This window comes from Cupriavidus sp. 10L45, assembly GCF_056395225.1.
Genome location: NZ_JBFTJC010000001.1, coordinates 109693 through 124767 on the forward strand (window position 1 = coordinate 109693; position 15075 = coordinate 124767).

The 15075-nt window shown below is 64.5% G+C and carries 13 protein-coding genes; 7 read left to right on the forward strand and 6 right to left on the reverse strand.

Annotation, left to right across the window (positions count from 1 at the left end):
* Positions 1–78 precede the first annotated feature (78 nt).
* Positions 79–963, reverse strand: coding sequence for a YihY/virulence factor BrkB family protein (locus tag AC1DFU_RS00530; RefSeq protein ID WP_441592644.1), 885 nt, complete (start codon positions 961–963; stop codon positions 79–81).
* Between the two features lie 204 nt (positions 964–1167).
* On the opposite strand from AC1DFU_RS00530, the gene AC1DFU_RS00535 reads away from it, so the two are divergent.
* Complete coding sequence (locus AC1DFU_RS00535; protein ID WP_092295857.1) at positions 1168–1800, forward strand: LysE family translocator; 633 nt, start codon at positions 1168–1170, stop codon at positions 1798–1800.
* Between the two features lie 6 nt (positions 1801–1806).
* Here the strand turns inward: AC1DFU_RS00535 and AC1DFU_RS00540 are convergent, their stop codons facing one another.
* Positions 1807–2835 (reverse strand): FUSC family protein, encoded by a 1029-nt coding sequence (locus tag AC1DFU_RS00540; protein WP_092295854.1) that lies wholly within the window; start codon positions 2833–2835, stop codon positions 1807–1809.
* Between the two features lie 266 nt (positions 2836–3101).
* Between AC1DFU_RS00540 and AC1DFU_RS00545 the strand changes: the two genes are divergently transcribed.
* The 5 genes from AC1DFU_RS00545 to AC1DFU_RS00565 all read left to right on the forward strand — a co-directional run bounded on the left by AC1DFU_RS00545 (position 3102) and on the right by AC1DFU_RS00565 (position 12298).
* A complete protein-coding gene (locus AC1DFU_RS00545) occupies positions 3102–6059 on the forward strand; it encodes a type VI secretion system Vgr family protein (RefSeq protein WP_441592643.1) in 2958 nt (985 codons plus the stop codon).
* Positions 6060–6145: 86 nt separating this feature from the next.
* Positions 6146–10825: an RHS repeat-associated core domain-containing protein gene (locus AC1DFU_RS00550; RefSeq protein WP_441592642.1), complete on the forward strand. Its 4680-nt coding sequence runs from the start codon at positions 6146–6148 to the stop codon at positions 10823–10825.
* A 159-nt stretch (positions 10826–10984) separates the two neighbouring features.
* Positions 10985–11218, forward strand: a complete 234-nt coding sequence (locus tag AC1DFU_RS00555) for a hypothetical protein (RefSeq protein ID WP_441592641.1) — start codon at positions 10985–10987, stop codon at positions 11216–11218.
* Positions 11219–11348: 130 nt separating this feature from the next.
* Positions 11349–11729: a hypothetical protein gene (locus AC1DFU_RS00560; RefSeq protein ID WP_441592640.1), complete on the forward strand. Its 381-nt coding sequence runs from the start codon at positions 11349–11351 to the stop codon at positions 11727–11729.
* Positions 11730–11914: 185 nt separating this feature from the next.
* Positions 11915–12298, forward strand: a complete 384-nt coding sequence (locus tag AC1DFU_RS00565) for a hypothetical protein (RefSeq protein WP_441592639.1) — start codon at positions 11915–11917, stop codon at positions 12296–12298.
* 25 nt (positions 12299–12323) lie between these two features.
* Here AC1DFU_RS00565 and AC1DFU_RS00570 read toward each other — a convergent pair whose 3' ends face one another.
* The 4 genes from AC1DFU_RS00570 to flgA all read right to left on the reverse strand — a co-directional run bounded on the left by AC1DFU_RS00570 (position 12324) and on the right by flgA (position 14377).
* Positions 12324–12494 (reverse strand): hypothetical protein, encoded by a 171-nt coding sequence (locus AC1DFU_RS00570; RefSeq protein ID WP_177219943.1) that lies wholly within the window; start codon positions 12492–12494, stop codon positions 12324–12326.
* 172 nt (positions 12495–12666) lie between these two features.
* Positions 12667–13128: a flagella synthesis protein FlgN gene (locus tag AC1DFU_RS00575; protein WP_092295848.1), complete on the reverse strand. Its 462-nt coding sequence runs from the start codon at positions 13126–13128 to the stop codon at positions 12667–12669.
* 9 nt (positions 13129–13137) lie between these two features.
* Positions 13138–13455, reverse strand: a complete 318-nt coding sequence (gene flgM, locus AC1DFU_RS00580; protein WP_149138701.1) for a flagellar biosynthesis anti-sigma factor FlgM — start codon at positions 13453–13455, stop codon at positions 13138–13140.
* A 184-nt stretch (positions 13456–13639) separates the two neighbouring features.
* A complete protein-coding gene (gene flgA / locus AC1DFU_RS00585) occupies positions 13640–14377 on the reverse strand; it encodes a flagellar basal body P-ring formation chaperone FlgA (protein WP_441592638.1) in 738 nt (245 codons plus the stop codon).
* Positions 14378–14665: 288 nt separating this feature from the next.
* On the opposite strand from flgA, the gene flgB reads away from it, so the two are divergent.
* Complete coding sequence (gene flgB, locus AC1DFU_RS00590; protein ID WP_092295839.1) at positions 14666–15073, forward strand: flagellar basal body rod protein FlgB; 408 nt, start codon at positions 14666–14668, stop codon at positions 15071–15073.
* Positions 15074–15075: the final 2 nt, after the last annotated feature.

The window sequence follows — 15075 nt, forward strand, 5'->3', positions numbered from 1 at the left end:
CGAAGTCGTCTCTGTCGCGCATCAAGCCTGCAAGTCCGTCAATTGTCGGCCATCTTCCTTCAAATTGCCGACTGACGGCTAGGTGTGGAACCCTTGCGGCGCAGGGTCCACGCCGGAGCGCTCCACGGCGGCAATGACCTGGGCGCCGAACAGCAGCAGCGTGGCGGCAATCTCCAGGCTCAGCAGCACCACGATGGCCGTGGTCAGGGAGCCGTACACCCGCCCCACCTGCGACAGCGTGGCGAAATACCAGACCAGCACGTGGCGGGACACCTCCCAGAGCACGCAGGCGAAGACCGCCCCCACCAGCGCATGGCGCACGGACAGCCGGCCCACCGGCATAACGAGGTAGATCGAGGTCAGCAGCAGGATCTCGCCGGCCAGCCCGAGCAGGTAGAGCAGGGTGCCGGACAGGCGGTCCAGCGACCATTCATGGCCGAGCACCTCCAAGTGCCGTTCGCCGATGGTCTGGAGCCCGCCCGCCACCAGCGTCACCACCAGCAGTCCCACGCTCAGCACGAGGATGTAGCAATAGGGCAGGATGGCCGAGACGAGGAAATGCCGCCGCCGGATGGCCACGCGATGGATGAAGATGACCGACATGGCGTTCTCCAGCACGGTGAAGGCCAGCGAACTGAAGAAGATCATCGTCACCAGCAGCACCCAGCCGAGGGCGCGGTGGTCCATGAAGCGCGCCAGTTCGGCCACCAGTGCGCGCGACTGCCCGGGCAGTAGCCATTCCAGATAGCGCGCCAGCGTATCGAGCAGCCGGGCCGGGTCGATCACGTGCGACAGGCCAATCAGCATCAGGATCAGCAAGGGCACGATCGACAGCAGCGCGTAGTACGCCACCGCCCCGGCCAGCAGCAGGCCCTGGTTGGCGCGGAATTCCCGGAGCGTGGTCAGGATGAAACGCCCGGGGTGCTGGAGGACGTGCCGGATGCGGGTGTCGAGGATGGGCATGGGAGGCAAGGAGGCGTCACAGACCAATGTGGCCCATCGGCGGTGCCCCGGCAAGGCGAGTTTGTCCGACACGGTGCCCGGGGCTGTACACGGTGCTGTACAGATCGGCCCGAAAGTCATGCCGATCTGTATCCAATCGACGCTGGCCCCCGTCCCTATAATGGCCCGATCCCCCGAAGTCGCCCTTTTTGAAGGAAATCCGACATGCTCGACTGGCACGACCTGGCCTTTTTCGCCCTGGCGGCCCTTGTTCTGGTGCTGACGCCGGGGCCGAACATGATCTATTGCGTGTCCCGCGCGCTGTGCCAGGGCCGAGCGGCGGGGCTGGTCTCGCTGGCCGGCGTGCTGCTCGGGTTTGTGGTCCACCTGATGGCCGCCGCGCTGGGGCTGACCGCGCTGCTGATGGCGGTGCCCTTCGCCTTCGATGCCATCCGGCTGGCCGGCGCGGCCTACCTGCTCTGGCTGGCCTGGCAGGCGGTGCGCCCCGGCGGCGCCGCGCCGTTCCAGGCCCGGGCGCTGCCCGACGATCCACCGCGCAAGTTGTTCAGCATGGGCTTTGTCACCAATCTGCTGAATCCCAAGGTGGCGATGTTCTACCTGTCGTTCTTCCCGCAGTTCCTGCATCCCGAGCAGGGCTCGGTGCTGTGGCAGAGCCTGCAACTCGGCGCGGTGCAGATCGGCGTCAGCGGCGCGGTGAATTTGCTGCTGGTGATGGGGGCGTCCGGGATTACCGCATTCCTGTCGCGTAGCGAGCGGTGGTTGCGTGCGCAGCGCTATGTGATGGGAACCGTACTTGGCGCGCTGGCCATGCGCATCGCGCTGACAGACCGGAAGTAGCCCGATTCAGCGCGTAGCGTAGGGAAAGTGATGCTGCGCCGCCATCTGGGACAGATGGTCGCGCAGATGGCCCAGTTCGGCCGACAGCTGCAGCGTCAGGAACGCGAACGAGCTATGGCCGATGGACGGATCGTCCGGGTGCGGCGCCGGCAGGGTGATGTTCTGGCGAACCATGGACTCGTCGCCGGCTTCCAGCGCGCTGGAAATTTCCAGCAGCAGGTCGCGGATGCAGTGCTCGTCCCCGCAGGCATCGATGCTCTCGGGCGGAATCGTCGCCAACATCTCCAGCGCGCTGATGCACACCCGCGCGCAGTGCTGGACCTCCTCCAGATCCGCCGGCAGCGTGCCGGTTTCCTTCGCTACCGAGGGGATCAGGCTGCGCAGCTGCACCAGCGGCGGGCCCAGCTTCATCATGGCCTGCTGCCGCTCGCTCTCATCCGCAAAACCCCGTTCGATCTTGGCGTGCACGGCCGCACAGGCGCGCAGCAGCCCGGCCAGCTTGAAACGCCACGAATATGACGCATAGGCCGGCAGCGCGAACGAGAACACCAGCGCGATGGCCGTGCCGATCATCACATCAACCGTGCGCCAGAGCGCGTCATAGACGTTCTGGTCACCGTGGCCGGCCGTGATGACCACCGTAATGCCAGCCAGCAGCGCGATATATCCCCCCTTGCCGACCGCATGGTAGGCCGCATACCCGCACGCCACGGCGATCAGCAGGTAGGTCAGCAGCGGAATGCGGAAGTAGCTTTCCTGGAGGATCAGGAAGAGGCCGACGAAGGCGCCGATCAGCGTGCCCACCCCGCGCTCGGCGGCGCGGCGGCGGATATTGCCGTGATGCTGGAGCCCGCCAATGACCACGAGCACCGTGATCGACGCCCATTCGCCATGCGGCACGTTGATGCCGGTGGTCAGCGCGATGGACACCAGCAGGGCCAGCGCCACGCGCGTGGCGTGGAAGATGCGGGCCTGGCGGAATCGGCGATCGGGGTCGAACAGCGCGCTTGTTGTATTTCGCAGGGCCTCAAGCATGGGGGCGATCACCTTCAGGGGGGGCCGGGACGCTTGTAGTGTATAGAGCCCGGCGCACGATCCGCAACATGGGCCGCCGCTTCCCTGGCGCTGGGGGTTCCTGGCCGCCATCTGAAGTCATGCAGATCTCATTGAAGTTTATCTAAGCGCACTTTCGAACTTGTCATATTCGATGATGCGAGCCTTCGCCGCATTGTGCTGGCTGCGCCGCGCAGCAGCCGATGCAGCCGTCGCCTTGCCTTCATCCTGTGTCGACATGCTCCGATATGCGCAACCCCTCGCCGTCGCCGTCCCGTACCGTCTCTGTCCGTTGCGCCGGTCTGCCCACGTTGATGGGTGCACCGGCGCTGGTGTTCTCGCGGCTGTCCGGGACGGAGCGGCTGTGCGAGTTGTTCGAATACGAAGTGCAGCTGAAGACGCCCGACGCCCGGTATGCGCCGTCCGGTCCGGCGGCGAACCTCGACACGCAGGCCCTGCGCGGCCAGGAACTGACGGTGGCCATCGAACTCGATGGCAGCGGCACCGGGCCAGTTGGCCGCACCGGCGTGGGCACGCGGGAGATCACGGGGCTGATTACCGACGTGCGTGGCCCGATCCCGCAAGGCCGGCAGATCGCCTACTGCCTGACGCTGCGCCCGTGGCTCTGGCTGGCCACGCTGACCACGAACTTCCGCGTCTTTCAGCAACAGACCGTGGTCGGGATCCTCGAAGCGCTGCTCTCCGCCTACACCTTCCCCATCGAATGGCGCCTCGACGTGGGCCGCTACCCCAGCCGTGAATACCAGGTCCAGTACGGCGAGAGCGACTTCGATTTCTTCCAGCGCCTGACCCAGGAGTGGGGCATTTCCTGGCACATCGCGCACAGCGATGGCAAGCACCGGCTGGTGCTGACCGATGCCAACAGTGCCTTCGCGCCATACACCAGCCCCGCCTACCACACCATTCGCTGGCAGCGCAGCGCGGACCGCATCGACGAGGAGTGCCTGCACGCGTTCGTGCTGCACGACCGCCTCGTGTCCGGCCAATGGGCCAGTTCCGACTACGATTTCGTCAAGCCAGGCGCGGATCTGGCGGTGCGCTCGGCGGCGCCGCTCGATACCGCGCATGCCGAGGCAGAGATCTATGAATATCCGGGCGACCATGGCCAGCCTGCCACCGACAACGACCCGTGGCGCGAAGGCGGCCATCTCGCCCAGTTGCGGATGGAGGCACTCCGCCAGCACGGCAGTCGGGCGAGCGGACGCGGCCACGTGCGCGCGATGGTGCCCGGATGCACGTTCAAGCTGAGCCATTTTGTCCAGGACAAGGCCAATCGCGAGTACCTGATCCTCGGCACCGATCTGGAGATCGAGGATGTCCCCGAAGTGTCGGGCATGGGCCAGCAGTGGCGTTGCGAGGTCGCCTTCACGGCGCAGCCGACGAACGTGCTGTTCCGGCCCGAGCGGACCCAGCCCAAGCCGCGCACGAGCGGCCCGCAGACCGCCACGGTGGTCGGGCCGGAGGGCGAGGAGACGTGGACCGACGCGTACGGGCGCATCCGTATCCAGATGCATTGGGACCGGATCGGCCAGCGCAACGCCAACAGCTCATGTTGGGTGCGGGTGTCTTCGGCGTGGCAGGGCAATCGCTTCGGGGCGGTGCACGTGCCGCGCATCGGCCAGGAGGTGGTGGTCGAGCACCTGAATGGCGATCCCGATTGTCCCATCGTCACCGGCCGTGTACCGAACCGTCTCAATATGCCGCAGTGGCCGCTGCCGGCGCAGCACGCGCTATCCGGCTTTGTCAGCAAGGAGTTGCATGGCGAGCGGGCCAACGCCTTTGTCCAGGACGATACCCAGGGAGAAATCCAGACCCAGCTGCAGAGCGGCCATCAGACCTCGTGGCTGGGCCTCGGCTTTCTGACGCGCGTGCTGCACGGCGCCGGGCGCAAGGACAAACGGGGCGAGGGTTTCGAGCTGCGCACAGACGGGCAGGGCGTCGTGCGCGCCCACGGCATGCTGCTGACCACCGAGCGACGTGCCAACGCCCGGGCGCATCACAAGGACATGGGCGAGACCGTGGAGCGGCTGGCCGTGGCGCGCGCGCAGCAGGAAACGCTGGCCGAACTGGCGCAGCAGCACGCGGCGCAGGACGCGGCCGACCAGGCCGACCACGCCGAAGTGGCCCGCGCCATCCAGCAGCAGAACGAGGACATCCACGGCACAGGAACTGCCAATGCGGATGCCGGCAGCTTTCCGGAACTGTCCGCGCCGCACCTTGTGCTGGCCAGCCCGGCCGGCATCGAGGCCACCACGGCGCGCTCGACGCATCTCGCTTCGGGCGAGCATCTGGCGCTTACCAGCGGTGGGCATACCAGCCTTGCCGTGGGCAAGCGGCTGCTGGCCAGCGCGAGCCGGGGAATGCGGATCTTCATCCAGAGCATGGGGTGGCGGCTGGTGGCGGCCGGCGGCGACATCGACCTGCGTGCGCTGCGCGACAGCATCAACCTGCTGGCCCGGCTCGGGATCACAGCCACCGCCGACCGGATCACGCTGTCGGCCCGGCAGGAGCTCGTCATCAGCGGTGGCGGCAGCAGCACCACCTATGGCGCGGGCGGCATCACGCATCGCACGGGCGCCGCGTATGTCATTCGCACCGCCAGCTATGCCCTGATCACCGCGCAGCGCGGCGCCGTGGCGTTCCCGCCGGCGCGCAAGCCCGGGCAAGGCAATCTCGAACTGTTCAACCGCTACGCCAACCACACCGGCATCGGCGGGGAGTTCCGCGTGGAGGATGCCTTGGGCAAGGCCGTGGCCGGCCGGCTGAACGCTCAGGGCTTCGCGGCGGTCAGTGGGCTCGCACCGGGCCCCGCCACGGTGAGCTTCGGCAAGGACCCCGCCGATACCTGGGTCGAGGCCAGTCATGTCGGCCAGCCGGAATGGCCACCGCGCGTGGCGCGAACGGAGGAAGACAGTGCGGTGGCCCAGAGCGCCGCCGGGCTTGTCGCGGAACAGGTGCGCGCTGCCGCGAGCCGGGCCAGCGAGCTTGGCCAGACGCTGCAGAGCGCGCGACAGCTCGCCGCGGCGGTCAAGACTATTCCCGATGGTTTGGCGGAATTCGGCCTGTCCGGCGCCCAGTCACTGCTGGGCCAGGCAGTGCCGACGTCGATGCCGGTACCGACACTGGCCAAGGCCGTATCGCATCCCACGCGGCCTTCGATCGCCACGCCGGGGTTTGTTTCCTGATTCCCGCCGAAGCCCATCCATCGCCAATACCCCGAGCCATGCCAGAACCGAGACCTTCACCCGCTCCGCGCCCGCCCGAGACAGCAGTGGCCCCGCTCAATACCATCGACGTGGAAGATGTGGGCCGGGGTGCCGCGCAGGTCGATGCGTGGCTGCGGCAGGCCAGTGGCGGGCTGGTGACGCTGGCGCGCATCCAGACCGTGGCCGGTGGCTTGCCCGTGCTGGGCAACATCATGGCACTGGTCGATGCACTCAACGACATCTTCGTGCTGATGCGCAGCCGCTCGCGCGATGTGCTCGACTGGGCCAGCCTCGGGATCAACCTGATCGGCGTGCTGCCGTTGCCACCGGGCATGGCAGCGGCACGCATGAGCCTGCGGCCCACGCTCGCACTGGTTCGTCAGGAACTGCGCCAGGCTGCCACAGCCACACTTGGCGATGGGCTGATCGAGGTGCTGGTCGGACATTTGAACGCCACCATCATCGGCGAGCTCGACGACTTTGTGCAGCAGGCGCAGACGAAGCTGGGCGCCATCCTCGACGATGCCGGCGCGTTGGGCGAGAGGCTGCTGGGCGAGATGGCCGGCGGAATGGAAGCCGTCGCGCTGGGCCAGCTGGATGCCGCCGGCAGTGCGCGGTCGGCCCGCACGCGAGCCGGTGTTGCAGCCGGGCAGTGGCTTAACGATCCCCGGGCGGCCATCAGTAATGTCTTTGGCGCGGTGTGGGATGCCCACAAGGCGGCGGGCAAGGCGGGGGCCAACAAGGCGGTGCGGCTCGCGATGCCCGAGAAGATGCGGCAGCAGGTGGCGGCCAGCGCGGGCGCCTTGCGCGAGATGGGCCCGACGCTGCGGGCGCAACTGGCGAAGTTGGCTGATCCGCGGGCCGCGCACAGCCTCGGCTGGCTGCTGGCGATACTTGCCCAGGCGGTGGCGCGCTGGCGCCAGAAGCGGCGCGCCGGCCAGAGCGCCAATGTTCACCCGAAACACACCAGCGAGGCGCGGCAACGCGCGCAGGATGGCGAGCTGGGCGCCATCGGCCGTCAGGCGCCAGCACGGGGCAGCCCGGGCTGCCGGAACTGCCCGGCGCCGTCCGGCAGCCGGCGCAGCATCAGCTTCGCCACCGGCGACGAGACGCTGTCGCACACCGATTTCATCCTGCCGGGGCAGCTGCCGCTTGCCTGGACGCGTACCTACCGCTCAAGCCTCGCCGCCTACGACACCGGTGTATCGAACCAATGCGGCGCGCGTTGGATCACCCCGTACACCACCCGCTTCGATCGGGCGTCCAAAGGCGTGGTGTATCACGCGGCCGATGGCCGCAGCCATGCCTATCCGCTCCCCGAGATTGGCAAGTTCCACCACGATCCGATCGAGAACATCACGCTTGTGCGGGTGTCGGAGAACACGCTGACGCTCGCTCGGGGCTTCGAGGGTCAGGAGACCTATCGCCTTCACGGGCAGCGCTTCCGTCTGACCGGCATCGAGCTGCGCAGCGGCGCGGGCGTGGCGCTGCACTATGACCATCGCGTTCATGGCGACACTGTGTTGTCGGACGTGATCGCCTATCAGGGAGCGGCGACGCTGGCGCATATCGGCATCCGCCCCGACGCGGCCGGGCGCATTGCCGAACTGTGGCAGATCGTCGACGGCCAGCTCGTGCGGCAGCTCTCGCGCTATACCTACGACGACGCGGGCGATCTCGTGATGGCGCAGGACGAGAACGCCGCCCATTGGGACTACACCTACCGGCATCACCTGCTCACGCGCTACACGGACCGCACCGGACGCGGCACGAACCTGCAGTGGCACGGCGATGGCCCGGATGCACGGGCCGTACGCGAATGGGCCGACGACGGCAGCTTCGACACCCGCCTGGCGTGGGACCCCGACATCCGCGTGACCTGCGTAACCGACGCGCTCGGCCATGAAACCCGCCACTACTACGACATCCTCGGCTACACCTATCGGATCCGGTATCCCGACGGACTATCCGAATGGTTCTTCCGCGACGAGGCCAAGCATGTCGTCACGCATGTGCATGGGGACGGCGCCGTGGACCGGTTCGCCTACGACGGACGCGGCAACCTGCTCGAGCACCTGCGCCCGGACGGCAGCGCGGTGCACTACGCCTGGGACGACGCCGATCAGCTCATTGGGATCCGGGACGCCGAGGGTGGGCTGTGGCAGCGCCGTCATGACGACCGGGGCAACCTGATCGAGGAGACGGATCCGCTCGGACACAAGACCGAATACGCCTACAACCAGGCAGGCCTGCTGGTGGAGATCCTCGACGCCCGGGGCGGGAGGAAGCAATTGGCCTACACCGCCTCGGGGCAGCTCGCCAGCTACACCGATTGCTCGGCCAAGACCAGCACCTGGCAGTACGGCGCACGCGGCGAACTGGTGAAATTCGCCAATGCGGCAGGCGAGGCCACCCAATACCAGTACGAGGGTGGCCAACTGGCCAGCGTCAGCCATCCCGATGGGCGCGCGGAAACCTTCGAGCGCGACGCGGAAGGTCGTTTGCTGGCGCATACCGATGCGCTGCGCCGGCGCACGACTTGGCACTACGGCGAGGCCGGCCTGATAGCAGGGCGCACCGATGCCGCGGGCCGTACGCTCGGCTACCAGTGGGACAAGCTCGGGCGGCTCACTACGCTCGTCAACGAGAACGACGCCAGGACCGAGTTCCACTACGACCCGGTGGGGCGCCTGCTTGAGGAAACCGGCTTCGACGGCAAGACGACGCGCCACTACCATGACCCGGCTACGGGCAGGCTGACAAGGAGCGTCGATGCCGGGCAACTGCAAACCACGTACGCGTTCGATGCCTCTGGTCGCCTGATTCGCCGCGAGGCCGGCCGGCTGGATCGACAAGGCCAGGTCGGGCGCAGCGAGGCCGAGACCTTCGCCTACGATGGCAACGGCCGCATGATTCTGGCCGAGAACGCGGACAGCCGCCTGCAATGGTTCCACGACGCCGCGGGCAATGTGGTGCGAGAACATCAGCACTACCGGTGCCTGGAGCAGCCGCTGGTGGCGGTCTGGCGGCACGAGTTCGACGCGCTGCACCAGCGCATCGCCACGATCCGCCCGGACGGGCACCGCGTGGCCGTACTGACCTACGGCGCGGGCCACGTGCACGGCGTGATGCTTGATGACCGCGAACTGGTCCATCTTGAGCGCGACGACTTGCACCGGGAGGTGCTTCGCACACAGGGCAATCGGCTCTCCCACGCGCAGGCGTACGATCCGGCGGGGCGGCTGATGGAACAGACGCTGTCTCACGTCGATGGCGCGCGGGCGGGCCATCGTTTGCTGCACCGCCAGTATCAGTACGATGCGGTGGGACAGCTATCGGGCATCCATGACATGCGGCGCGGCGCGCTGCGATATCGCTATGACCCCGTGGGCCGGCTGCTCGCTGCGCACAGCGCACTGGGCAGCGAAACTTTCGCCTTCGACCCGGCCGGCAACCTGCTCGACGATCCCGATACGCGCTGGTATGCGTCCACGCCCGAACATGGACGACGGGCCACCGACAGCCGCCTGACCGGTCACCCCAGGCTGGTGGACAACCTGCTCCGGCAGTACGCGGGCACCCACTATCAATGGGACGAGTGCGGCAACCTCACGGAGCGCCGGATCCATGGCGTGACCGGGTCCTTTACGTGGGATGCCTTCCACCGGCTGGTCGGTTACCGCACTGCGGACCAGTCGGTGCAATACATCTACGACGCGCTCGGGCGCAGGCTGGTCAAGTCGTCATCCGCCCACGGCGTGACGCTTTTCGGTTGGGATGGCGACCAACTGGCGTGGGAGAGCCAGCCTGGACGCAGCACGCACTATCTCTACGAGCCCGGCACATTCGTACCGCTGGCGCAGGCGGTGCGCCATGCCGCCATCGCCCTGCATCGCCAGCCCGACTACGCGGGCGACTACGATATCGATGACGATCCGCTCTGGACCGAGGACATCGCCCCGCAGCCGTTCGACGCCATCGCCTGGTACCAATGCGATCACCTCGGCACACCGCAGGAGCTGACCGATGAAGCCGGCGAAATTGCCTGGAGTGCGCAGTACCAGGCATGGGGCGCCGCGCGCGAGGTCATCTCCGAAGCGGCGCGCAAGGCAGGCATTGCCAACCCACTGCGCTTCCAGGGCCAGTATTACGACGAGGAAACCGGGCTCCATTACAACCGGCACCGGTACTATGATCCGGTAAGCGGGCGGTTTGTCAGCAAGGACCCGATTGGGCTGGAAGGCGGGATTAATGCCTACGCGTATGCACCCAATGCGCTGGAATATATTGACCCGCTGGGGTTGTCAGCGCGTGAAAAGACTACGACTTTTTATCATGCGGGGGATATCAAGGGGCCGATCGATCCGTCTGCAGGGCGCCCAGATCTTGACTTCAACCCCGCGGGCAGGGGTGGATTCTATGTAACTACAGATAGAAAGCAAGCGGAGGATTGGTTGGTTCGTCGTAAGCATCCAAGAATAACTAAGTTTGTTATTCCGAATGCGGAATTGGCTGAACTGGATATAAAGATCTTTGATTCCGCAGACGCAGAATGGGTGGACTTCGTCACTCGAGGACGTAAAGGTGCGCTTTCACATGACTATGATGCAGTGGCCGGCCCTATGGTGGACAATCCCGGCGCCGTAAAAAGAGGGGTTGCGCCTAAAAGCACAGGGTGTCAGTTGGCGATATTTTCGCCAAGGTCCGCAGCGTTATTTGATAGATGCAAGTTGGGGGGCTGTTAGGAAGTGGATAAATGCAAAATCGTAGATGGAATTTTATTTATTAATGACAGAGATCCAGCGGAAAGCGTCATTTTTAACTTCCATACGTGGGTTTCGATAATAAGGGCAATTATTATAGATTATGCGGGGAAGTCGGAAAAAGAGGCAGACTCCATACTCATGAATTCCTGGCTTGTGAAAGAGGCTTTGGATGATTATATGGCGGTTGTCGTGCGTGCTCACGAGCTAGACTATCATTGGGCAATGATATTGGTGCACGGTGAGCGCTATTGGTGGAGGGGTATCGACTCGATAGAGCCAGAAGGGTTCTGGGAGTGGGAGGTGAAGTACCGAAAAGATCACGACCTTATGGCCGAGGACTTTGTTTTCACCCACAAGGGAATGACGCAATAGTGTTGATGATGCGCAAATTAGGGCAGCGGAACTGCTATCGACTCTACAGAGTCAGAAGGTTTTTGGATCGGGAAAAGTAATACGGAAAAACAGGCGAGAAATTGCAAATAACGGGAGTGATGAGCTAGCAATGGATGAAACCACAATTGTCGATGGTATCGTCATCGTTAACGACCACGACCCCAGCGAAAGCGTAGTTTTTAATTTTCGCACCTGGGTGGAAATAATCAAGGGGTTGATGGTTCAATACGCCGGAAAAACAGAGAAAGAAGCCGCCTCGATTCTTCTGAACTCGCCTTTGGTGGAGAATGCGTTGCGCAGCTATATGGCAGTTGGTTTGCGTGCCCATGAACTGGATTACCATTGGGCAATGCTTCTGGCACATGGTGAAGGATATTGGCGGAAAGGTATCGATACGGAGGAGCCAGATGGTTACGAAGAGTGGGATGAGCGATACAGGAAAGAGCACGACTTGGAAGAAAGAAATTTCATTTTCTATGATCAAAACTGAATTCGGCATGCCATAGCAAGAAGTGTTCAGTGAGGCTCTCGCCCTACGCCGGCCAGCGAAGGCTTTTGAGATTGGGAAAAGAAATTCGGGAAAGAGCATCGTCTGAAAGACAGGAGATTCGTCTCCAGTGATGAATTGCCGAGGTAGCGTGATAAGCACGCGTATGACTCAAAAGATTATCGGGCGTGATAGAGGAAAGCAAAATTGTCGATGGTATCGTCATCGTTAACGACCGCGACCCCAGAGAAAGTGTGGTTTTTAATTTTCGTACCTGGGTGGCAATAATCCAGGCCATTATGGTGAAGTACGGTGACCTGGGTGACGATCAGGCAAACGCCGTCCTCCTCGCTTCCTCCTTGGTGGAAAATGCGCTGGACGGATATTTGGACGTAGGCCTACGCGCCCACGAACTTGACTATCATTGGGCGATGCTGCTGACTCATGGCGAGCAGTATTGGCGGAGAGGTATTGATTCGGACCCGCCTGAAGGTTTTTGGGCTTGGGAAAAGCAATACAAAAAAGAGCACAACTTGGAAGACAAAACCTTCGTGTTCTTTCGTAATAGCTAAAAGTCGGCCACGGCCGACGTTTTCCCTACGACGGATCCTTAGTTCGCGTCCGCGAAACCGCCGACATCACTCCAATTCCCAGTACCACCAAGCAGGCAATACCGATATAAACCGGAGCCAACCCAGCGATGCTGAGGCCCCAGGCGATGCCGCCGACAAGCAGCATGAGCCCGATGAGATAGAGCGCGAAGGACATGAGTGACACCTCCCAGACAGAAAGTGGTGGCATCCGCGCGTGTCGTGCGGATGCGCCTGTCTGTCAATGTAGGCAAGGTGCCTGCCGGCCGGGATCGGTCGATGACCTAGCCTTGCGTAGGCCGGTTCTGACTACCGCCGGGTTGGGACCGGCGGTGTGATGCGTATGTAACTCAGCCGGCCGCCAGGCTCACGCCGCTTGCGGCGTTCTGCGCGCGGCCGTCGCGGCCATACATCTCGTTGGGGCCCGAGCCGCCCTGGCGCAGCACCTGGATGGCTTCCTGCGTGAATTCGAGGTGGGCGTTGACGATGGCGCCGTTCAGTGCGTTGGCGTCCTTGGCCTTGCTGGCGAAGAACACCACCTTGCGCCACGCTTCGGTCACGTCCGCATCCACCAGCCCGCCCACGAGCAGGCCCGCCGGGCCCACGCGCAGGCCCAGCGCAATCATCTGCGCCTCGCGCGCCGCGGTGGCGCGCGTGAGGCCCTGAGCCAATTCCATCTTCTGGTTGAGTAGCTCGCTCAACGCCTGGAAATCCTGGCGTTTGATGGCGTCGCGCTCCTCGGCGAGGGTGCGGCCAAATGCGGCGATGGCGTCAGCTTCGAGCTTCAGGGTCTGGATCAGGGCTTGGCTCATGTCAGGGAGTTATTGGCTTTCGCCTTGGCTCAACTCGCGCAGCGAAGCGAGCAAGCCATCGGCGATCTTGCTGGGATCGATCTTGATCCTGCCTTCCGCGATTGCCTGGCGGATTTCCTCGACCTTCGCGGTATCGATGTCGTCGTCGGTCTCATTGACCAGGCGCGAACCGATCTCACGTACTTGCGCGGTCAGCGGGCTGACGCGCACGCCGGTCAGGGCGCCGGAAGTCGCGGACGAGGCGGCACCGTTGGCGGCCGGACGGGCTGCGCTGTCGGTTGCCGCGGCATCGGCGGGCAGGGACGGAGTGGATTGGTTGATCTTCACGGTGAAATCCTTGCTGGGTTCCCTTGGCTTATCGGATGTTCCACCCGGAACTTTAGGGTTTTTGCATCCTGATCAGGGTTGGGCGGCATTCTCGCACGCGCCGCCTACGCCTGCTCTTACTTCCTGCTTCCTCGGGAATCCAGGCGACTACTTCAGGCTTCTTCCGTTAAAAAAGTGACGCTTGCTACTGCAGGACAACCGTGTCGCCGCTCCGGACGACGCCGCTGACGACCTGACCGTTGCGCAGACGCACCTGCACCGAATTGCCGGTGGCGGCATCGGCCAGCACCTTGCCTTCACTGGTGAGCTGGAACGAGTCACCTTCGACGGTCACGTTGACGGTCTGGCCCGACTTCACGGCAATCGACTTCTTGAGTAGATCGGTGCGCATGGGCGAGCCGGCCGCGATGCGGTTGGCTGCCACGGCGCCGGCTACCTGTGTCGGATCCGTCACAACGGCGCGCGGCAGCGCGGCCAGGTCGCCCTGGCGCATTTCGAGGTCCGCGGCGCTGATGGTCTCGCCGGGGGCCATCGCGCGGGCCGCCACATAGTAATCAGTCAATACCGACACCCGGGCCTGGACGTAGCGCGTCCAGGGCCGGTCGCCACCGCAGCGCACGCCCACGGCCACGCGGCCCCATGGGGCGGCGCCGGACGGCAGGAACGGGTCGGGAAGGATGCAATCGGGCGCGCGGCCGCCCGAAGGCGGCACCACCTGCACGCTGACCTTGCCCGGCAGGCCGGAGGCCTGGCGCAGCAGGAACTGTTCGACGACCACGCGTACGGGGTCGTCGGCAAACGGGGCGGGAGCCGACGGCGACGCCACCGGCGTGACCTGGGCGGGCGCGGCGGCGGACGGCGGGGCCAGCGCGAAGCCGGCCAGCGCCATCAGCCCGGCGGCGGCCTGGCGAGTGAGGTTCATAGGGGTCATCCCAGCAAGGATGGGGGCGGCGGCACGGGCGGGTCCGCGCGATGTCGCCACACAACATCGGAAATACAACAACGAATCTGTGGGGCAATTGTAGGCAGCCTCGCGCGAAGGGTCGGCGCGAATTGCGCGGATTTCTCGGTCCTATTCGCACGATTGGCGTGACAGGCCGGCCCCTAAGATGGCAACCCTGAAGAAGCCCCCGACCGGGATGCGTATACGTATTCCCAGGTCTACGGCAGTTTTCTCCCCGAAGTTGAAGCCAGAGCAGGAAAGGCAGACATGATCGACAGACTCGATGCGGCGTTGCGCTTCCAGCAGGAAGCCCTGAGCCTCCGGACCCAGCGGCAATCGGTGATTGCCTCGAACATCGCCCACGCGGACACGCCGGGCTACAAGGCACGCGATTTCGATTTCGCCAGCACCCTGGCGACGTCGGTGGAGCGCGGCCGCCAGAGCGAAGGCATGACGCTTTCCACCACGCAGGTGCGCCATCTGCCGGGCCAGGCGCCGACTTCGGGCAGCGCCGACCTCGACTACCGCATTCCGCTGCAGTCGAGCATGGACGGCAACACCGTGGAAATGGACACCGAGCGCGTGGCGTTCGCCGACAACACGGTGCATTTCGAAGCCGGCCTGACGGTCATGAGCAGCAAGATCAAGACGATGCTGTCGGCGATCCAGAGCTAACC